The following is an 18,125-nucleotide window of genomic DNA, read 5'->3' as shown; positions in this document are numbered from 1 at the left end:
TACTTGCTGCCACAATTGCGCCATTTTCGGCTAAGCGAATGCGGGGGCGGTGATGCGGTTTGTCGGGGTTGTGACGGCGGGAATGTTGGCAGCGGTGCTGGGGGCGGGGCTTGCCCATGCCCGGTCGCTGGATGTGAATGCACCCGCCGAGCTGCCCTCGGCAAATTTCAAGGAACGTCAATATGTTGACAGTTCCGGTTGCGTCTTTATCCGGGCGGGCTATGGCGGCAATGTGACCTGGGTCCCCCGTGTTGGCCGCAGTGGCGAGCATGTTTGCGGCTACAAGCCCAGTCTGGCGGCAGGCGCGCCGGTGATCGCGATGACGGCGGGTGCCGCGCCGGCACGGCCCGCGGCAGCGGCGCCGGTTGCCCCGTCCTCGCCGGTCGCCCCGCCGCCGCAGGTGGCCGCCGCGCCGGTTGCGGCGCCGACGCCGACGCCGAAAGTGGCCGCCCGGCCATTGTTTGGCGCCGCACGTCCCGGCGCCCCGATGCCGACCATCGCGCTCACGACCACGCCGCCGAAGATTGGTCTGGCCGCTGCCGCCGCCCGCGCAGAGGCTCCGGCCTCCGACATCGTTATTTCCGGCACTGGCAGCGCGGTGACCCTGTCCGTGGGGGGGGGCGCTGGCGCGCCGCTCGCGGGGCCCGAAGTGCCAATGGTGGCGACAGCCGCAGGGGCGGGTGGCTATGTCTCGCCCTATGTCTCCGCCGAGGTGGCCGCCGCCGAAGCCGAACGTCGCGCCAATCCCTATGTGGCTTTGGTGCCCGCCCGCTCGGGCAATCCGCGCACGCAGGCCACCAGTTCCGGCGCGTCGACCGCCGCGCGGGCCCGCACCATGGCCAGCCCGCAGCCGGGCGCACCGGTGGCGATCATTTCGCAAGATCCGCTGCCGGGGGGCTATTCCGCCTGTCCGAACCTCTCGCCCATCGCGCAGCGCTATATGATGAGCAACGGCCGTGCCGTGGTCCGTTGTGGCCCGCAGGCCGAGGATCCGGTCAGCTACCTCAACACCATTCAGGTGCCGGGATTGCCGATGGTGGCCGGGGTTGCGCCTGCACTTCCGGCAATTCCGGCAGGATACAGCGCCGTTTGGCAGGATGACCGCCTGAACCCGGCGCGGGCGATGGGCACGCCCGAGGGCAATGCCCAGATGGCGCTGCTGTGGGATGACCATGTGCCGGCCCGGCTGCGCAGCCGTCAGGTGCAGGTGGTTGCCCCCGCCGCGCCCCGGGTGACGATGAGCTCATCGAACCTGCCCGCACAGCGCCGCGCGGCCAAGCCGGTGGCCCCGGTGGGATATGCAACCGCGATGGCCGCCACGCAGCAGCCCAGCGACGCGCCGACGCAGCGCCTTATGCAGGCCGCCCGCTATGTGCAGGTGGGCACCTTTGCCGAGCCGGGCAATGCCGAGGCCAGCCGCGCGCGTCTGCGCGCATTGGGCCTGCCGGTGGCCACCTCGCAGCTGACGCAAAAGGGGCGTGCGTTGCAGGTCGTGTTGGCTGGACCCTTTGCAGATGCACCGACTTTGGTGATGGCGCTGTCGAATGCCCGTGCTGCGGGATTTCACGACGCTTTCGCCCGCTGAGACCTGAGGGACGGCATAAGAATAATCGAGCAGTGAGCAGAAAGGTCGCCCTTCGGGGCGGCCTTTCATCATGGTGATCCCGGCATCCATCCGCCGTTTGGGCGGATCCTGCAGAACGCCCGCAGCGCTGACCTCAGCCGTCGCAGATGGCCTGCAGCGTGACCCATTCTCCGTCGCTCAGCAACGGGTCGGGCGCGGCCGCGCCGCGCAGAGGGTCGGCTTCGATCAATCCCAAAACGCTTTCGCCGGTCGGATCCTGCGCATAGGCGTAGGGCGCGCTCGAAAACCCCTTCTCGGCGAAGGCGGCCAGCAGCGGCTCTTCGGCGACGGGAAGGGGCGGCTGCGTCAATAGCCATTCCCCATAGCCCCGCAGCGAGGCCGCGGGCAGATCGCCGGTGGTGAGCAGCTGAAACGCCGCCCCGACGCCCGCGTGATGCAGGACCGACAGCAGTGGGTCTTGGGTTTGCGCGACAACGCCGGTCGCCAGAATGGCACCGCCAAGCACTTCCGGTGTGTCCTGATCTTCCACCATATCCCGCCCGAGGGCGATGATGCGCCCCGGCAACCGCACGGCCCCCTTGAGCGCCTGCGGCACCACCACGATATCGCCAGTGCCCAGCAGCCGGTCGCTCAGCTTGCGCAGCGCGCGGTCGCCTTCCGGTGTGTGGCAGGCAGCGCCCGTCACCGTGGTCAGATCCGCCAGCGCCGCTTCGCCGATTTCGACGCGTTTGGCAAAGGGCGACACCGAGGCCGCCTGACCGATCAGCGCCCCGGGCATCCAGAAAACACCCAAACCCAGCACCAATGCCAGGCTGCCGCCCATCAACACCGAGCGCAACCGGCCGGGATGCGGCCGCCGCGCCTCCAGGATCGCATGCACCTTTTCAATGGCCGCGATCATCGTGTCATCTTCGATTTCCAGCTCTTCACCCGGTTCGGTGCCCGGCATGTAGAGCGCGGGCCGCTTGCCCGGATTGGCGCGGGTCACCGCAGGCAGCGACCAATGCGCAAGGGCGCGGGTCGAGCGGTCATCCGAGATCACCAAAGTGGCGTCTCCGAAAGAGACGATCACCGCACGGCGCTGGCCCTCGGGCGCGTCACGCCAAAGGCCGGAGCATTCGAGACGTTGGTATTCCGACAGCGCGGTCATGCGCGGGGTGCTGCTCTCTCTTAGGTCTGGCACAGGATAGACGATGGGGGCGGGGGGTCAATCGCGCGAGAGGGCGGTAAGCGCATTCCTTGGGCATAAACAGCGGTTTGCGGGCATTTTCCGACAGTGTATCGCGCAGATGCACTGCGTCCGGCCTGCGGCGTGCGAAAATCAGCGCGACCAGCGTGCGTGACCGACATGCGGCACGCGGGAATGTCGCTTCCGGGCGGGACGCGGGCGGCGCCTTGGCGTTTGTGAGCGGCGGGGCCAAAGAGCCCGGCGGATCGAAACGCCAGCGACCAGCCCGGGGCTTTGCCGAGGCGAAAGGCGCGGGGGCAGGGGCACGGACAGTATGACGGTACAGGCGGCGGGCAATCGGACACTGGCGGCGGCGGCGGCCATCTCTGGCTATGCGCTGATCATCGGCTTTACAGATAATTACGTGCGCGTCATCGCCGCCGAAATGGGGCTGTGGCAGTTTCACGCGATGCGCAGCGTGATGGTGGCGCTGATCCTGATGGTGGCGGTGCCGCTGTTGCGGCTGGATGTGACGCCGCGCGCCTGGAAACGGGTGGCGGCGCGGAGCCTCGTGCATGGCACGGGGATGCTCATCTACTTCGGGGCGTTGGCGTTTTTGCCGGTCGCGCAGGTGGCGGCGGGGCTGTATACCGCGCCGATTTTCGTGCTGCTGATCTCGCGCCTCGTCTATGGTCATGCGATCGGGCCGGTGCGGATCATCGCGGTGGCCCTAGGGTTTGCCGGCATCTTGCTGGTGCTGAAGCCGGGGACCGGGGCACCGATCGGATTGGCGAGTCTGGTGCCGGTGGCGGCGGGGTTCTTTTACGCTTTGGGCAATATTGCCACGCGGGAATGGTGTGCGGGCGAAAGTGCTGTCACCTTGACGGCCGCGTTTTTCGCGGCGCTTGGCGTCTTTGGGCTGATCGGCATGGCGATCCTGACGCTGTTTCCGGTGGCGGTGCCGGAGGGGGCGGCGGGATTCGTGATGCGCGGTCCGGTCTGGCCCGGCGCCACCGCCAGCTTCTGGGTCTTTGTGCAGGCGCTGGGATCGCTGATCGGCGTTGGCTTGATGGTGCGCGCCTATCAGATGGCCGAAGCCAGCCGGGTGGCGGTCTTTGAATATGTGGTGATGCCGGCCGCCGCCTTCTGGGGGTGGATGATCTGGTCCGAAGTGCCGGGGCCCTATCAGGCGATGGGGATGGGGCTCATCGTGCTCGCGGGCTTGCTGATCGCGCTCAGACGGCGCTAATCTGCGGCATGATCCTGTCGCGCGGCCGCCGCTATCTCTTTGTGCATATTCCCAAAACCGGCGGCACCGCCCTGGCGTTGGCGCTGGAGGCGCGGGCGCGGGCCGATGACATCATGGTGGGCGACACCCCCAAGGCGCGGGCACGGCGGGGCCGGTTGAAGGGCGTCGAGACGGCGGGGCGGCTGTGGAAACACTCTGGCCTGCGCGAGGCAGCGGGGCTGGTGACGCCCGAGGATCTGCGCGATCTGTTCATCTTCACGCTGGTGCGCAACCCTTGGGACCGGGCGGTCAGCCTCTATCACTGGCTGCGCGAACAGCGCTTTGAGCATCCGCAGGTGACACTGGCCAAGACCTTGAACTTCTCCGATTTCATCCACCATCCCCGCTTGGTGACCGCGCTGGCCGGGCACCCCTATGGCAGCTATCTGCGCAGCGCCGATGGCCGCGAACACTGCAGCCTTTTCATCCGGCTGGAGCATTTTGAGGCGGATGTGGCCCCGCTCGAAGCGCATCTGGGTTTTGCCCTCGCCCCCTTGCCCCGCGCGAATACGAGCCGACGGCCCCGCGATTACCGCCACTTTTACACCGATGCCGATGCTGCACATCTGGCCGGGCTGTGCGCCGAGGACATCGGGCGCTTCGCCTATATTTTTGGATAGGTCGCCACTCGCCCGTTAACCAGGCTGCACGAATCCCGCACAGTTTTGGGGCGAGATTCGGGGGGGCTTGGGGGCTTTGAGGCCAAACTCTGTCATATTGTTTCTGCTTTGGCCGCAATGCCACGTTTTCGCCACATTCTCGCCGCGGAATGACCTCTTGATGCGCGGAAATTGGCCGAACCAACACGGAATCGGGAAAATCTCGATCGGCAAAGGAGTTGAAAATGCTCGGTTTTTCGACGGCAAAACTTTGGGCGCAGTCCCTGCAGATTGAAGGCGACTGGCGCAGCCGCGCGGGTCTTCTGGCAGAACCCGCGCCCAAATCGGGCGAAAGCGAAGGCATTCTGGCCGGGACTTTGGTCGCCGTCGGCGAGGAGTGGCATGCGGTCGAGACGCTGAAACTGGGCGATCTGGTCACCACCTTTGACCATGGCCCGCAGCCGCTGAAGGGCATCCGCCGTCTGCCGCTCTGGACCGGGTCGGGCAGCTGCCCGCTGGGTGCGATGCCGCTGGCGGTGCCGCAGGGGGCCTTGGGCAATTCGCAAACGCTGCTCTTGCTGCCCGATCAGGGCGTGCTGGTCGAAAGCGATCTGGCCGATGCGATCTTTGACGATCCGTTCGCGCTGATCCCTGCCGCGGCGCTGGAAGGCTTCCGCGGGATCGAGCGCGTGACACCGCATCAGCGTCTGGACGTCTACCGCCTTGAATTTGAAGGTGAAGAGCTGGTCTATGCCAATGGGACCGGCATGATCCACTGCCCGGTTGCGGGCGCGGATGATGTCACGCGCCTGCTGATGATCGGCGTGGAAGAACCGCTCTACCGCATGATGCCACTGGATATTGCGCGGCGTCTGGTCGAGGGGCTTGAGGAAGAATGGGGCGCCGCCTGAGGCAGCACCCCTGAGATTTTCGCGAAACCGGGGGCCTATGCGGCCCCCTTTTTCATGCCGCTTTCGCCGCCGGGGTGCCAAAGCGCCCGTAAAAGCTCTCGCCCGTTGCCGCCAGATCGCGCAGCAGGGTGGGCGTGGTGAAGCGGGGGCCGAATTCCGCCGTCAGCGCCTCACAGATCGCCACGGCGCGCGGCGCGCCGATGATGTCGAGCCAGGAGAACGGGCCGCCCGACCAGGGCGCAAAGCCCCAGCCGAGGATCGCACCGACATCGCCTTCGCGGATGTCGGTCAGCACGCCCTCTTCCAGCGCCCGCACCGCCTCCAGCACCTGCGCCATGAGGAGGCGGTGCTGCACGGTGGTCAGCTCGGGCTGTGCTTCGGCTTCGGGGTAGTGCGCGGCAAGCCCCTCCCAAAGGCCCTGACGTTTGCCCGCGTCGTCATAGGCATAGAAACCAGCATTGGCCTTTTTACCCATCCGGCCCTGATCCGCCATCCAGAACAGCACCTCATCCACCGCGCCATCGGGATAGGCATCGCCCATCGCGGCCTTGGTCGCCTTGGCGATCTTCACCCCAAGGTCGATGGAGGTTTCATCGACCAGTTGCAGCGGCCCGAGCGGCATGCCCACCAGTTTTGCGGCATTTTCCACCAGCGTGGGGTTCACCCCCTCGGCAACCATGCGGATGCCTTCGTTGATATAGGGGATGATGCAGCGGTTGGCGTAGAAGAAGCGCGCATCATTCACCACAATCGGCGTCTTGCGGATCTGGCGCACGAAATCCAGCGCCTTGGCCACCGCCACATCGCCCGTCTCGCGGCCGCGGATAATCTCGACCAGGCTCATCTTGTCGACCGGCGAGAAGAAATGGATGCCGATATATTGCGCGGGCCGGGCCGAGGCCTTGGCCAGATCCGAGATCGGCAGGGTCGAGGTATTGGTGGCGAAAATCGCTGTGTCGGGGATAACGGCTTCGGCTTTGGCGGTGACGCCCGCCTTGACGCCCGGATCCTCAAACACTGCCTCAACGATCAGATCGCAACCCGCCAGTGCCGCGTAATCGGTGGTGGCGGTGATCCGGGCCAGCACTTCGGCCTTTTTCTCGGCCGTCACTTTGCGCCGGGCGATGCCCTTGTCGAGAATGCTTTCGGAATGTGCCTTGCCGCGGTCGGCGGCCTCTTGCGCGGCGTCGATCAGCACCACCTCGATGCCTGCATTGGCCGAGACATAGGCAATGCCCGCGCCCATCATGCCTGCGCCGAGAATCCCCACCTTTTTCACCGATTGATCCGGCACGGCGGGGCGGTTCGCGCCTTTCTCCAGCGCCTCTTTGTTGATGAAAAGGCTGCGGATCATCGCCGAGGAGGAGGGGTTCATCAGCACATTGGTGAACCAGCGCGCCTCGATCTTCAGCGCCTGATCAAAGGGCACCAAAGCGCCTTCGTATACCGCACTGAGCAGCGCCTTGGCCGCCGGATAGACCCCCATCGTCTTGCCATGCACCATGGCACTCGCGCCGACAAAGGTCATGAAGCCTGCCGGGTGATAGGGGGCACCACCGGGCATTTTATAGCCCTTGGCATCCCAAGGCTTCACCAGATCGGCGTCTTTCGCCGCCAGCACCCAAGCCTTGGCGGCGGACAACAGATCCTCCGACGCCACCACCTCGTCAATGATGCCCATCGCTTTTGCGGCTTTTGGGTCCGAGAGTTTGCCCTCCAGCAGGATCGGTGCCGCCATCATCGCGCCGAGCTTGCGGCTGATCCGGGTGGTGCCGCCTGCGCCGGGGAAAATGCCGACCATAATCTCCGGCAGGCCGATCTTGGCCTTGGGATTGTCAGCGGCAATGATCCGGTGGCAGGCGAGCGGCAGTTCCAGCCCGATCCCCAGCGCGGTGCCCGGCAGCGCCGCCACAATCGGTTTGCCGCCTTTCAGGGTTTTCGGGTCCATCCCCGCCCGCTCGATCCGGCGCAGCACGCCGTGCATCTTCATCACGCCTACAAACAGGCCACGGGCGGGTTCATCGCCGGCACTGTCCTTCATTTTAGCGATGATGTTCAGATCCATCCCACCGGCAAAATCCTTTTTGCCCGAGGTGATGATCACGCCTTTCACCGCCGCATCGGTCAGCGCCTGCTGCACGAAACCGTCCAGCTCGGCGAGCCCCTCGAGCGAGAGGACGTTCATGGATTTGCCGGGCAGATCCCAGGTGATCGTGGCCACGCCTTCGGCGTCAACGGCATAGGTAAAGTCAGTCATGGTTTCCTCCCTGCGGATAGGGCGTGCCGTCGCGGCGGGTATAGACCCGGGCGGCGCCGTCCTTATGGGTGATCAGATCGTGATCGGCGTAATGAATGATGTCCTCCGGCAAGCGTGTGCCGAGAGTCAGATAGGTGGCGGGCGCACCGGAGCGGTTTTCCAGGCAATGCCCGTTCGGCTGTCCGGCGGGCCAACAGGCGGTATCGCCGGGGCGCAAAATCGCTTCGCCCGTCTCCTCAATCAGCACGACCTCACCCGAGAGGAGATAGACCATCTCATCCTCGGTCTCGTGCCAATGGCGAAAGCTGGAACGCGAACCGGGTGGCAGAATTTCCAGATGCGCGCCAAATTGCGTCAGGCCGCCCGCTTCCCCGAGGATCGCATAGTTATAGGGGCCGCAGCCACCGCCCAAGATCGGATGCTGCGAGTCAGCCTCGTGTTGAAAGACGGGGGTGATCTTCGGCATCAGCTGCCCTTTTTCGGATAGGGGGTGCCGTCTTTGTGGCTGTATTGGTAGCCACCGCCCGCGACGGTCAGATGCAGATCGACGTCGGAATAGGTGCAAACTTCCTCCGGGCTTTTGCTGCCCACCACCAAAAACCGCGCCTCTTCACTGCTGCGGTTGATGAAATGATGGCCATCGGCCAGCCCCGCCGGAAAGGCCGCCGCATCGCCGGGGCGCATCACCGTCTCGCCTGCGTCCAGCACCATCACGCATTCGCCCGACAGCATGATGACGAATTCGTCCTCTTTCAGATGCCAATGGCGCTGCGAAGACATCGCTCCCGGTTGCAAAATGACAATATTGGCGCCGAACTGCGTCAGGCCTGCCGCCTGTCCCAGCCGCAGGTAACTGCGCCCTTCCATCTGACTGGCGAAGGGTTCGGGATAGGTGCTGCCCGCCTGCGGGGCGATCTGGCTCAGGTCAAGTTTTGGCATCGCCTCCCCCTTCACAACCGTTCAATGATGGTCGCCGCCCCCATGCCGGAGGCGATGCAGAGCGTGGCAAGGCCGGTGCCTTTGCCGGTCCGCTCCAGCTCATCCAGAAGCGTGCCGATGATGATCGCGCCGGTGGCCCCCAACGGGTGACCCATCGCAATCGAGCCGCCGTTGACGTTGACCTTGGATGCATCGACGTCAAACGCCTGCATGAAGCGCAGCACGACCGAGGCAAAGGCCTCGTTCACCTCGAACAGGTCGATGTCCGAGATCGACATGCCGCTGTCGCGCAGGATCTTTTCGGTGACCGGCACCGGGCCGGTCAGCATGATGGTGGGATCGGTGCCGATTTTCGCGGTGGCGCGGATGCGGGCGCGGGGTTTCAGCCCGTATTTCTCGCCAAATTCCTTGTTGCCGACCAGCACGGCCGCCGCCCCATCGACGATGCCCGAAGAGTTGCCCGCGTGGTGGATGTGGTTGATTGCCGCCAGATGCGGGTATTTCAGCATCGCCACCTTGTCGAAACCGGGCATCACCTCGCCCATTTCCTTGAAGCTGGGCTTCAGCGCCGCCAGCGTCTCCGCCGTGGTCTCGGGGCGGATGAATTCGTCACGCGCGAGGATGGTGGCGCCGTTCTGGTCCACGACCGGCACCACTGATTTGGCAAAACGCCCCTCGGCCCAGGCCTGCGTTGCCCGGCGCTGGCTTTCCACCGCCAAAGCATCGGCCATTTCGCGGGTAAAGCCATATTCCGTCGCGATAATATCCGCCGAAATCCCCTGCGGCACGAAATAGGTTTTCATCGCGAGGCTGGGGTCGACGGCAATCGCCGCGCCGTCCGAGCCCATCGCCACGCGGCCCATCATCTCGACCCCGCCCGCCAGATAGGCCATGCCCGCGCCGCCCTTGATCTGGTTGGCGGCGAGGTTCACCGCCTCCATGCCGCTGGCGCAAAAGCGGTTGATCGCCAGCCCGGGAATGCGCTCATCCAGATCCGAGAGGAGCACCGCCGAGCGCGCAAGGCAGCCGCCCTGTTCGCCCACCTGGGTCACGTTGCCCCAGATCACATCCTCAACCGCATGCCCTTCCAGCCCGTTGCGGGCCTTCATCGCATTCATCAGCCGGGCCGAGAGCGCGACCGAAGTCACCTCATGCAGGCTGCCATCGGCGCGGCCCTTGCCGCGCGGGGTGCGGGCAGCGTCGTAGATATAGGCTTCGGTCATCATGTCCTCCTCAGGCATTACCAGCAGCGGCGGGGCGGGCGCTCAAAGCCCGCGGTCAGCCGGGCTGCCGGGCATCATTTCATAGGGATGTTTCCAGCCGGGCAGGGCGCTGATCCGGTCCAGCCAGTTGGAAATATTCGGGAATTTGTCACGCTCGAACCCGAAGGGCTCGGGGTAGTAAAGATAGCCGCAGCAGGCGGTATCGGCGAGGGTCACGCCATCGCCCACCATCCAGTCGCGCCCCGCGAGGTGCCGCTCCAACACGCCGAGCGCGGTGGTGACCCGGGCCGAGACAAAGCCGATCGCCTGTTCCGGGCGCTTGTCCTCGGGCAGGAAATTCTTGAGAAACCGCAACACGCCCTGCTGACCGGAGCCTTTTTGCGCATCCCAGAACAGCCAGCGCATAATCTCATTGCGGTCGCCCTGCAGCAGCTTGCCGGTCTTTTCCGCCACATGCAGCTGAATGACGCAGGATTGCGTCAGCGTCAGATCGCCCTCAACGAAAACCGGCGCTTCGCCCATTTCGTTGATCGCCAGAAACTCGGGCGTGCGGGCGCCGCCGTTGAAGAAATCGACATAGACCGGGGTCCAGTCATAGCCCGTCAGCGCCATGGTCAGCGCCGCTTTATAGGCATTGCCGCTTTCACCAAAGCAATAGAGTTTCGCCGTCATCGCATTCTCCCCGGGGGTTTCGGCACCCCGTCCTCAGGGTGTATATTGGCACGAATTGACCTGCGCGTAAGGCCCTTGGCCGCCCCGCGCCGCAACGTCACCACCGGGGTGACTTCGCGTCGCCGGGCTGCCCGGGCGGTGGTCAGGCCTTGCGGTCGTCCAGCTCGGCCTTGAACAGCCGCAGCCGGGCAATCAGGTTCTCGGCATGGGTGACCGAGTTGAAATGCTCGAACAAAAAGGTCAGCGCCTCATCCGGGGTGATCCCCGCCTCATCGGCAAAACGGTTGAGGCGGCGGTAGGCGTCATTGGTCAGCGCCACCGGAAAACGGCGGGTCAGTTTCAAGCGTTTCGGCATCAGATCCCCTCGGCCATTTGATAGGAAACCACCCCGGCCAGCAGATCGGGGCTGGTCGGGCGGTCGGGCAGGCTGTGCAGCGTGGCCAGCCAGTCTTTGCGCGATTCCACCCCGCAATTGTCATGTGGGCGGTAGGGGAAATCCGGGGTCAATGTGCCCGCCATGATCTCGGTCGTGCCCTGACTGCGATAGTAAAGCGGCGTGCCGCAGATGTCGCAAAAGCCGCGGGTGGCGAGGTTAGAGCTGGCCCATTCCTTCGGCTGCCCGCTCCAGCTGATGCGACCGTCGGGCACTTCATAAAGGGGGGCAAAGGCATTGCCGCTGGCGCGCTGGCACATGCGGCAATGGCAGAGTGTGGCGCGGGCGGGCCCCGCCGAAATGTGAAAGCGCAGGGCGCCGCATTGGCAGCCACCCTGCGCCTCAGGAAAATCCTGCCAGCGATCTTCGGTCATCATGGCTCCTCCGTTCCGGCACCGCCAAGGGGCGGCGGCACCGGTGTCGGGGGTAGCTTAGAACGCTTCGGCGGCCAGTGCCATCACCGGATCGGCGCCCGAATTGATCCGTGCCAGATGCGTTGCGGTCATCGGCAATTGCCGCGCCATGTAATAGCGCCCGGTGGCCAGTTTCGTCTCGTAAAACGCTGGATCCGCGGCACCTGCGGCCAGCGCCTCCAGTGCGGCTTTCGCCATCCGGCCCCACATCAGGCCCAGACAGACATGGCCGAAAAGATGCATGAAATCATAGGACCCGGCCAGCGCGGCATTCGGGTTCTTCATGCCGTTCTGCATGAAGAACATGCCCGCCGCCTGCAGATCCTTGGAGGCGGCTTTCAGCGGCCCGACAAAGGGCTCCATGCCCTCGACCTCGGCGTTTTCCTTGCAAAAGGCCTTTACCATTTCAAAGAAGGCCATCACATGCTTGCCGCCATCCGCCGCCAGCTTGCGCCCGACCAGATCCAGTGCCTGCACGCCATTGGCGCCCTCATAGATCATCGCGATCCGGGCATCGCGCACGAACTGCGACATGCCCCATTCCTCGATATAGCCATGGCCGCCGTAAACCTGCTGCGCATTCACCGCCGTCTCAAAGCCCTTGTCGGTGAGGAACCCTTTGATCACCGGCGTCATCAGCGAGATCAGCCCTTCGGCATCGGCATCTTCTGCCCGGTGGCCGCGGTCAATCAGATGCGCGCCCCAGAAGGTGAAGGCCCGCGCGCCTTCCAGAAAGCTCTTTTGATCCATCAGGTTGCGGCGGATGTCGGGGTGCACGATTAGCGGATCGGCGGGGCCCGAGGGATTTTCCACACCGGTCACCGCCCGGCCCTGCAGCCGGTCCTTGGCATAGGTGACGGCGTTTTGATAGGCGGCCTCGGCCACCGCATAGCCCTGCAGGCCAACGCCCAGACGCGCCTCGTTCATCATGGTGAACATCGCCCGCATGCCCTTGTGCAGATCGCCGAGCAGCCAGCCTTTGGCGCCGTCATAATTCATCACGCAGGTGGCATTGCCATGAATGCCCATCTTTTCTTCGATCGAGCCCACCGCCACGCCGTTGCGGTCGCCCAGAGAGCCATCTTCGTTGACCAGAAACTTCGGCACGATGAAGAGCGAGACGCCCTTGGTCCCCTCGCCGCCGCCCGGGGCCTTGGCCAGCACCAGATGGATGATGTTTTCGGCCAGATCATGCTCGCCCGCCGAGATGAAGATCTTTTGGCCGGTGATGCGGTAGCTGCCATCGTCCTGCGGTTCGGCCTTGGTGCGCATCAGCCCCAGATCGGTGCCGCAATGCGGTTCGGTCAGGTTCATCGTGCCGGTCCAGTCACAAGAGACCATTTTCGGCAGATAGGTGGCTTTTTGTTCGGGCGTGCCATGCACATGGATCGCCGAATAGGCGCCATGCGTTAGGCCCTGATACATGTTGAACGCCATATTGGCCGAGACGAAAATCTCGCCCACCGCGCAGCCCAAGAGATAGGGCATGCCCTGACCGCCGTATTCGGGGTCACAATCCAGCGCGGTCCAGCCGCCGTCTTTCATCGCCTCGAACGCCGCCTTGAAACCCTTGGGCGTGCGCACGACGCCGTTTTCCAGATGGCAACCTTCCTGATCGCCGGAAGCATTGAGCGGCGCCAGGACTTCCGAAGCCACCTTGCCTGCCGCTTCCAGCACGGCTTCGGTGAAATCCGCCTCCAGATCCTCATAGCCGGGCACCCCGGTTTCGGTCACTTTCAGCACCTCATGCAGCACGAACTGCATGTCTTTGGTGGGGGCGGTATAGCTCGGCATGTCTCTCTCCCTCATGCGTTCCGGCGGGCGGGCGGGGATCAGGCGGCGGGCTTGCCCCGCATCCGCTCCAATTCCCCGTCGCCCCAGGCAATCTGTTCACCCAGTTCGGCGATGGTCTGGGTCAGCTCGTCGCGCTGGCGCTCCATCTCGGCCAGCCGTGCGCGGGCCAGTTCAAGCGTCTTCTCCAGTTGCGAGCGTTGCTGATCGCCCATCGCATACATTCCCAGAAGCTGGCGGATGTCCTCGAGGCTGAAGCCAAAGCGCTTGCCGCGCAGGATCAGCTTCAGACGGCCCCGGTCGCGCCGGGTGAACAGCCGCTTTTGTCCCTGACGGATCGGGAACAACAGCTCCTTCGATTCGTAAAAGCGAAGCGTGCGCGGCGTCACGTCATATGCATCGCACATTTCGCGGATCGTCATCACATCATCATCACTCATGCTTCTCTGCCTTTCAGGTGCCGGTAGCCCGTGCCCCTGCCGCAGATCATCTTGCGGACCAAGGTAGGGCTCTGTTGACGTTCGCGTAACTCTGACGTCGCGTCATAGCGGATGATGACGTTATGTCAGGAATGGATGACGTTAAAGTAAACCACGCATCGGCAACGGCAAGGCAGGCAGGGCACAGGCCACCGTGCAAAAACGCAGAGAAACCCGCGCCGCGGCGGGGTTTTGCACGGTGTGCGGTGTCGTGGACGCTCAGAGCGCGCGGGCGGTCTCTTCGCGCAATTGTCGCAAATCGGCGATGGTCGCCTCCAGCTCGCGCTGCTGCTCGGTCAGGGCCGCCAGCTGCCGGTCGGCCATTTCCACCCAGATCTGATATTGCTCACGCGTGCCCTTCTGATCGTAGAGGAGCAGCCAGCGGCGGATCTCCTCCAGGCTGAAGCCAAAACGGCGGCCGCGCAGAATCAGCGTCATCCGCGCCAGATCACGCGGGCCATAATGGCGGGCGCGGCCTTCCTTCTGCGGCTTGAGCAGTTCGATATATTCATAATAGCGCAGCGTTCGGGGGGTGACCTCGAATTTGGCGCACATCTCTTTGAAACTCAGCAAGTGTTCGGTCATCGCGTCCTCCCGCCCGGGCAGGCTAGCGCGTTGTGACTGCGATCTCAACGACCTGCTGCGGAAGATGACGTTGCGGCCCCTGCACGGCCGGGCGCGCGCCTTTACGCCCGGACCGCTCTTGCGGGGGACGGGCAGGGCGCGGATAGTCGGGCAAAACCAGTTTCCGGAGCGCCCGATGGAATCGTCCCCGCCTGCCGATCTGCCCACCGCCGAAGAGATGACCCGCATCGCCCGGCAATTCATTGAGGCGATCCCCCATGCGCAGGCGCTGGGCATGCGGCTGGACAGCATCGGCGGCGGTGAAGCGGTGATTTCCATGCCCTATGACGCGCGGTTGGTGGGCGACCCGCGCAGCGGTGTGATCCATGGCGGCGCGGTCTCGGTGCTGATGGACACCTGCTGTGGCGCGGCAGCGATGAGCCATCCCTCGGGCCCCCTCGCCACCGCGACCATTGACCTGCGCATTGATTACATGCGTGGTGCCACACCGGGGCAGCCGATCACCACCCGCGCCACCTGCTACCACGTCACCCGCTCGGTCGCCTTCGTCCGCGCCACGGCCTATGATCTCGACCAAAGCCGCCCCGTGGCCTGCGCCACCGGCGCGTTTACTCTGGAGCGCCCGCCCGTCCGAAAGCCCGCAGCCCCCGCAGGTGCCGCATGAGCCTGCCGCCGGAGCAAAAGCCACCCCTGCGCCGCACGCCCGAGCCGGTGCAGATCATCAAACAGCGGCGCGATGCCGCCCTGCGCAGCCTGACCGAGGGCGTCCCCTATATCCAGTTCCTCGGCATGCAATTCGACCGCCGGGGCGATGAGCTGACGGCGATCCTGCCTTTTGCCCCGCAGCTGATCGGCAACCCGACCCTGCCCGCGATCCACGGCGGGGTCACCGCAGCCTTTCTTGAGGTGACGGCGATCATCGAGCTGAGCTGGTTCACCTTCTGGGAGGATATGGAGGCGGGCCGGGTCGATCTTTCGGGCGAGGTGCCGCTGCCGCGTCTGCCCAAGACCATCGACTTCACCGTGGATTACCTGCGCTCGGGCTTGCCGCGCGACGCCTATGCCCGCGCGCGGGTCAACCGTTCCGGGCGGCGCTATGCCTCGGTGCATGTCGAGGCCTGGCAGGACAACCGCTCGCGCCTCTTCGCGCAGGCGACGGGGCATTTCCTGATGCCGGAGCCGGGCGAGAGTGAGCCCCTCGACGCCGGGGCCGGAGGCCGCGGGAATGTCTGACATCAGCCGCCGCCGGGTCCTGCATATCGCGCTGCCGATCGTGCTCTCGAATGCCACGGTGCCCATTCTGGGCGCGGTGGATACCGGTGTCGTCGGACAGATGGGGCTGGCCGCGCCCATCGGTGCGGTGGGCGTCGGGGCGGTGGTACTGACCTCGATCTACTGGATCTTCAGCTTTCTGCGCATGGGCACTTCGGGCTTCGTGGCGCAGGCGCGCGGCGCGGGCGATCACCCGGAAGTGGCGGCGCATCTGATGCGCGCGCTTCTGGTGGCGTTTGCCGCAGGCCTCGCGCTGATCTGCCTGCAATGGCCGCTCTTTCAGCTGGCCTTCCGCATTGCCCCCGCCTCGGCCGAGGTCGAGGCGCTGGCGCAGACCTATCTCTCGATCCGCATCTGGGGCGCACCGGCCACCATTGGGCTTTATGCGCTGACCGGCTGGCTGATCGCGGTCGAGCGGACGCGCGGCGTTCTGCTGCTGCAACTGTGGATGAACAGCGTCAACGTGCTGCTCGACCTTCTCTTCGTGATCGGCTGGGGCTGGGGCGTCGCCGGGGTGGCCAGCGCCACGCTGATCGCCGAAACAACCGGGCTGGCGCTGGCACTCTGGCTGGCGCGCGGCGCCTTCCAAGGCGGGCATTGGCGCGACCGCACGCGGCTGATGAACCGCGCGGCCCTCATCCGCATGGCGCGGGTGAATGCCGACATCATGATCCGCTCGGTGGTGCTGCAGTTTTCCTTCACCACCTTCCTCTTCCTCGGTGCCGCGCAGGGTGACCTGCGGCTGGCGGCCAATCAGGTCCTGCTGCAATTCCTGGAAATCACCGCCTGCGCGCTCGACGGCTTTGCCTTTGCGGCCGAGGCGCTGGTGGGCCAGGCGGTGGGCGCGCGCAACCGCGCCAATCTGCGGCATGCCGCCCGGGTCGCCGCGGAATGGAGCCTGCTTGGCGCCGTCCTTCTGGCCCTCCTCTTCGCGCTCGGCGGCCCCGCGATCATTGATCTGATGACCACCTCCCCCGAGATCCGCACCGAAGCGCGCCTCTATCTGCCCTGGCTGGTGGTCGCGCCGCTGATCGGCGTGGCCAGCTGGACGCTGGACGGCATCTTCATCGGCGCCACGATGACCCGGGAAATGCGCAACGCCATGCTCTTCTCGGTGGCCATCTATGCCGTGGCGCTGCTGATCCTGCCGCCGCTCTGGGGCAACCACGGCCTCTGGGCCGCATTGATGGTGCTCAACGCCGTCCGCGGCCTGAGCATGGCCGCCTATTACCCCCGCGCCGAAGCCAAGGTCGCCCAGTTCGGTTGAGGGCGGAAACCCGGCGCCCCGCCCCGACAGCCCCTGTCCGTTCTTCTTGGCGAAAATACCTCGGGGGAGTGGGGGCAGCGCCCCCACTCCGCCCTCATCACCCGTAAAGCGGTCTCAGCGCGAACGGATCATCCCCATGATCTCATAGGTCTTCTCGAGGATCGGCCGCGCGATCGCCGCCGCCTGCTCCGCGCCCTTGCCGAGCACCCGGTCAATCTCCGCCGGATCCGCCATCAACCGCGTCATCTCGCTCGAGATCGGCGACAGTTTCGCCACCGCCAGATCCGCCAGCGCCGGTTTGAAGGTGCCAAACCCGGCCCCTGCATATTCCGCCACCACCGCCGCCGGGCTCATATCCGCCAGCGCCGCATAGATGTTCACCAGATTGCGCGCCTCGGCCCGGCCTTCCAGCCCCTCCACGCTTTCCGGCAAGGGCTCGGCATCCGAGGTCGCCTTGCGGATCTTTTTCGCAATCATGTCGGCGTCATCGGTCAGGTTGATCCGGCTCGCATCCGACGGATCCGATTTCGACATTTTCTTGGTGCCATCGCGCAGGCTCATCACCCGCGTCGCCGCCCCCTCGATCAAGGGCTCGGGTGTCGGGAAGAAATCGGTCTTGAAGTCATGGTTGAACTTGGCCGCAATGTCGCGCGTCAGCTCGACATGCTGCTTTTGATCCTCGCCCACCGGCACCATCGTCGCGTGATAGAGCAGGATGTCCGCCGCCATCAGCGAGGGATAGGCATAAAGCCCGAGGCTCATCTTTTCGGCATTCTTGCCGGCCTTGTCCTTGAACTGGGTCATCCGGTTCATCCAGCCCAGCCGCGCCACGCAGTTGAAGAGCCACCCCAGTTCCGCATGCGCCCCCACCTGGCTCTGGTTGAACAGGATCGAACGCGCCGGATCAACGCCCGAGGCGATGAAACCCGCCGCCGCTTCGCGCGTTTGCTGACGCAGCTTCTCGGGGTCCTGCCAGACGGTGATCGCATGCAGATCGACCAGACAGTAGATCGTCTCGATGCCCTCATCCTGCTTTTGCGCGAACCGCTTGAGCGCGCCGAGGTAATTGCCAAGGGTCAGCCCGCCCGAGGGCTGGATGCCCGAAAAGATCCGCGGTTTGAAAGCCGCATTCGGCGTCGGGGTGGCTTGGGGGGCGTCGGTGGTCATCTGAGGCTCCGTCTGGGGGACCGCGAGGGGGTTTTGGCCCCTCTGCGGACTGGAAATGTGGCGTGGTCTCGCTTAT

The 18,125-nt window shown here is 65.1% G+C and carries 19 protein-coding genes; 7 read left to right on the top strand and 12 right to left on the bottom strand.

Features of this window, described 5'->3' with window-relative positions; all coding sequences use genetic code 11:
• Positions 1–52 precede the first annotated feature (52 nt).
• A complete protein-coding gene (locus ACEN2S_RS01685; RefSeq protein WP_441861507.1) occupies positions 53–1,585 on the top strand; it encodes an SPOR domain-containing protein in 1,533 nt (510 codons plus the stop codon).
• A gap of 133 nt (positions 1,586–1,718) precedes the next feature.
• On the opposite strand, the gene ACEN2S_RS01680 is transcribed toward ACEN2S_RS01685, so the two are convergent.
• The gene (locus ACEN2S_RS01680; RefSeq protein ID WP_441861506.1) at positions 1,719–2,735 is read right to left on the bottom strand and encodes a hypothetical protein; all 1,017 of its coding nucleotides are present in this window, start codon (positions 2,733–2,735) and stop codon (positions 1,719–1,721) included.
• 352 nt (positions 2,736–3,087) lie between these two features.
• On the opposite strand from ACEN2S_RS01680, the gene ACEN2S_RS01675 reads away from it, so the two are divergent.
• The 3 genes from ACEN2S_RS01675 (at position 3,088) to ACEN2S_RS01665 (ending at position 5,551) form a co-directional block, all read left to right on the top strand.
• Positions 3,088–4,002: a DMT family transporter gene (locus tag ACEN2S_RS01675; RefSeq protein ID WP_441861503.1), complete on the top strand. Its 915-nt coding sequence runs from the start codon at positions 3,088–3,090 to the stop codon at positions 4,000–4,002.
• 8 nt (positions 4,003–4,010) lie between these two features.
• Positions 4,011–4,661 (top strand): sulfotransferase family 2 domain-containing protein, encoded by a 651-nt coding sequence (locus ACEN2S_RS01670; RefSeq protein ID WP_441861500.1) that lies wholly within the window; start codon positions 4,011–4,013, stop codon positions 4,659–4,661.
• A gap of 224 nt (positions 4,662–4,885) precedes the next feature.
• Positions 4,886–5,551: a Hint domain-containing protein gene (locus ACEN2S_RS01665; protein WP_441861497.1), complete on the top strand. Its 666-nt coding sequence runs from the start codon at positions 4,886–4,888 to the stop codon at positions 5,549–5,551.
• A 52-nt stretch (positions 5,552–5,603) separates the two neighbouring features.
• Here the strand turns inward: ACEN2S_RS01665 and ACEN2S_RS01660 are convergent, their stop codons facing one another.
• The 10 genes from ACEN2S_RS01660 to ACEN2S_RS01615 form a co-directional block, all read right to left on the bottom strand.
• Positions 5,604–7,808, bottom strand: a complete 2,205-nt coding sequence (locus ACEN2S_RS01660) for a 3-hydroxyacyl-CoA dehydrogenase NAD-binding domain-containing protein (protein ID WP_441861494.1) — start codon at positions 7,806–7,808, stop codon at positions 5,604–5,606.
• Entirely contained in the window at positions 7,801–8,274 is a 474-nt protein-coding gene (locus ACEN2S_RS01655) for a cupin domain-containing protein (RefSeq protein ID WP_441861491.1), read from the bottom strand. Before ACEN2S_RS01655 ends, ACEN2S_RS01660 begins: the two co-directional genes overlap by 8 nt.
• Positions 8,274–8,747, bottom strand: a complete 474-nt coding sequence (locus tag ACEN2S_RS01650; RefSeq protein ID WP_441861488.1) for a cupin domain-containing protein — start codon at positions 8,745–8,747, stop codon at positions 8,274–8,276. Before ACEN2S_RS01650 ends, ACEN2S_RS01655 begins: the two co-directional genes overlap by 1 nt.
• A gap of 11 nt (positions 8,748–8,758) precedes the next feature.
• Positions 8,759–9,970 (bottom strand): acetyl-CoA C-acetyltransferase, encoded by a 1,212-nt coding sequence (locus ACEN2S_RS01645; protein ID WP_441861485.1) that lies wholly within the window; start codon positions 9,968–9,970, stop codon positions 8,759–8,761.
• A 42-nt stretch (positions 9,971–10,012) separates the two neighbouring features.
• The gene (locus ACEN2S_RS01640) at positions 10,013–10,642 is read right to left on the bottom strand and encodes a glutathione S-transferase family protein (protein ID WP_441861482.1); all 630 of its coding nucleotides are present in this window, start codon (positions 10,640–10,642) and stop codon (positions 10,013–10,015) included.
• Between the two features lie 142 nt (positions 10,643–10,784).
• A complete protein-coding gene (locus ACEN2S_RS01635) occupies positions 10,785–10,997 on the bottom strand; it encodes a hypothetical protein (RefSeq protein WP_441861479.1) in 213 nt (70 codons plus the stop codon).
• Complete coding sequence (locus ACEN2S_RS01630; protein ID WP_441861477.1) at positions 10,997–11,449, bottom strand: GFA family protein; 453 nt, start codon at positions 11,447–11,449, stop codon at positions 10,997–10,999. Before ACEN2S_RS01630 ends, ACEN2S_RS01635 begins: the two co-directional genes overlap by 1 nt.
• 57 nt (positions 11,450–11,506) lie before the next feature.
• Positions 11,507–13,282: an acyl-CoA dehydrogenase C-terminal domain-containing protein gene (locus ACEN2S_RS01625; protein ID WP_441861474.1), complete on the bottom strand. Its 1,776-nt coding sequence runs from the start codon at positions 13,280–13,282 to the stop codon at positions 11,507–11,509.
• 38 nt (positions 13,283–13,320) lie between these two features.
• Positions 13,321–13,719: a MerR family transcriptional regulator gene (locus ACEN2S_RS01620; RefSeq protein ID WP_441861471.1), complete on the bottom strand. Its 399-nt coding sequence runs from the start codon at positions 13,717–13,719 to the stop codon at positions 13,321–13,323.
• A 258-nt stretch (positions 13,720–13,977) separates the two neighbouring features.
• Positions 13,978–14,343, bottom strand: a complete 366-nt coding sequence (locus ACEN2S_RS01615) for a MerR family transcriptional regulator (RefSeq protein WP_441861468.1) — start codon at positions 14,341–14,343, stop codon at positions 13,978–13,980.
• A gap of 175 nt (positions 14,344–14,518) precedes the next feature.
• Between ACEN2S_RS01615 and ACEN2S_RS01610 the strand changes: the two genes are divergently transcribed.
• Genes ACEN2S_RS01610 through ACEN2S_RS01600 form a run of 3 tightly spaced genes read left to right on the top strand, consistent with a single transcriptional unit; the run spans position 14,519 to position 16,882 of the window.
• Positions 14,519–15,007 carry a PaaI family thioesterase gene (locus ACEN2S_RS01610; RefSeq protein ID WP_441861466.1) on the top strand — a complete coding sequence of 163 codons (489 nt, stop codon included), beginning with the start codon at positions 14,519–14,521 and terminating at the stop codon, positions 15,005–15,007.
• Positions 15,004–15,576: a PaaI family thioesterase gene (locus ACEN2S_RS01605; protein WP_441861463.1), complete on the top strand. Its 573-nt coding sequence runs from the start codon at positions 15,004–15,006 to the stop codon at positions 15,574–15,576. The genes ACEN2S_RS01610 and ACEN2S_RS01605 overlap by 4 nt, the downstream gene beginning before the upstream one ends.
• Positions 15,569–16,882, top strand: coding sequence for an MATE family efflux transporter (locus ACEN2S_RS01600; RefSeq protein WP_441861460.1), 1,314 nt, complete (start codon positions 15,569–15,571; stop codon positions 16,880–16,882). The genes ACEN2S_RS01605 and ACEN2S_RS01600 overlap by 8 nt, the downstream gene beginning before the upstream one ends.
• Positions 16,883–16,996: 114 nt before the next feature.
• Here ACEN2S_RS01600 and trpS read toward each other — a convergent pair whose 3' ends face one another.
• The gene (trpS, locus tag ACEN2S_RS01595) at positions 16,997–18,049 is read right to left on the bottom strand and encodes a tryptophan--tRNA ligase (RefSeq protein ID WP_441861457.1); all 1,053 of its coding nucleotides are present in this window, start codon (positions 18,047–18,049) and stop codon (positions 16,997–16,999) included.
• Positions 18,050–18,125 lie beyond the last annotated feature (76 nt).

This window comes from Phaeovulum sp. W22_SRMD_FR3 (assembly GCF_052113705.1).
In the GTDB taxonomy this organism is placed as follows: Bacteria; Pseudomonadota; Alphaproteobacteria; order Rhodobacterales; family Rhodobacteraceae; genus JBGQOG01.
The sequence above is the reverse complement of the archived record's forward strand: the minus strand, read 5'-3'. Positions and strand labels throughout refer to the sequence as shown.

Coding starts and splice junctions, on each gene's coding strand:
- ACEN2S_RS01685 (WP_441861507.1), top strand. CDS start 53: ATGCGGTTTGTCGGGGTTGTGACGGCGGGAATGTTGGCAGCGGTGCTG.
- ACEN2S_RS01680 (WP_441861506.1), bottom strand. CDS start 2,735: ATGACCGCGCTGTCGGAATACCAACGTCTCGAATGCTCCGGCCTTTGG.
- ACEN2S_RS01675 (WP_441861503.1), top strand. CDS start 3,088: ATGACGGTACAGGCGGCGGGCAATCGGACACTGGCGGCGGCGGCGGCC.
- ACEN2S_RS01670 (WP_441861500.1), top strand. CDS start 4,011: ATGATCCTGTCGCGCGGCCGCCGCTATCTCTTTGTGCATATTCCCAAA.
- ACEN2S_RS01665 (WP_441861497.1), top strand. CDS start 4,886: ATGCTCGGTTTTTCGACGGCAAAACTTTGGGCGCAGTCCCTGCAGATT.
- ACEN2S_RS01660 (WP_441861494.1), bottom strand. CDS start 7,808: ATGACTGACTTTACCTATGCCGTTGACGCCGAAGGCGTGGCCACGATC.
- ACEN2S_RS01655 (WP_441861491.1), bottom strand. CDS start 8,274: ATGCCGAAGATCACCCCCGTCTTTCAACACGAGGCTGACTCGCAGCAT.
- ACEN2S_RS01650 (WP_441861488.1), bottom strand. CDS start 8,747: ATGCCAAAACTTGACCTGAGCCAGATCGCCCCGCAGGCGGGCAGCACC.
- ACEN2S_RS01645 (WP_441861485.1), bottom strand. CDS start 9,970: ATGACCGAAGCCTATATCTACGACGCTGCCCGCACCCCGCGCGGCAAG.
- ACEN2S_RS01640 (WP_441861482.1), bottom strand. CDS start 10,642: ATGACGGCGAAACTCTATTGCTTTGGTGAAAGCGGCAATGCCTATAAA.
- ACEN2S_RS01635 (WP_441861479.1), bottom strand. CDS start 10,997: ATGCCGAAACGCTTGAAACTGACCCGCCGTTTTCCGGTGGCGCTGACC.
- ACEN2S_RS01630 (WP_441861477.1), bottom strand. CDS start 11,449: ATGACCGAAGATCGCTGGCAGGATTTTCCTGAGGCGCAGGGTGGCTGC.
- ACEN2S_RS01625 (WP_441861474.1), bottom strand. CDS start 13,282: ATGCCGAGCTATACCGCCCCCACCAAAGACATGCAGTTCGTGCTGCAT.
- ACEN2S_RS01620 (WP_441861471.1), bottom strand. CDS start 13,719: ATGAGTGATGATGATGTGATGACGATCCGCGAAATGTGCGATGCATAT.
- ACEN2S_RS01615 (WP_441861468.1), bottom strand. CDS start 14,343: ATGACCGAACACTTGCTGAGTTTCAAAGAGATGTGCGCCAAATTCGAG.
- ACEN2S_RS01610 (WP_441861466.1), top strand. CDS start 14,519: ATGGAATCGTCCCCGCCTGCCGATCTGCCCACCGCCGAAGAGATGACC.
- ACEN2S_RS01605 (WP_441861463.1), top strand. CDS start 15,004: ATGAGCCTGCCGCCGGAGCAAAAGCCACCCCTGCGCCGCACGCCCGAG.
- ACEN2S_RS01600 (WP_441861460.1), top strand. CDS start 15,569: ATGTCTGACATCAGCCGCCGCCGGGTCCTGCATATCGCGCTGCCGATC.
- trpS (WP_441861457.1), bottom strand. CDS start 18,049: ATGACCACCGACGCCCCCCAAGCCACCCCGACGCCGAATGCGGCTTTC.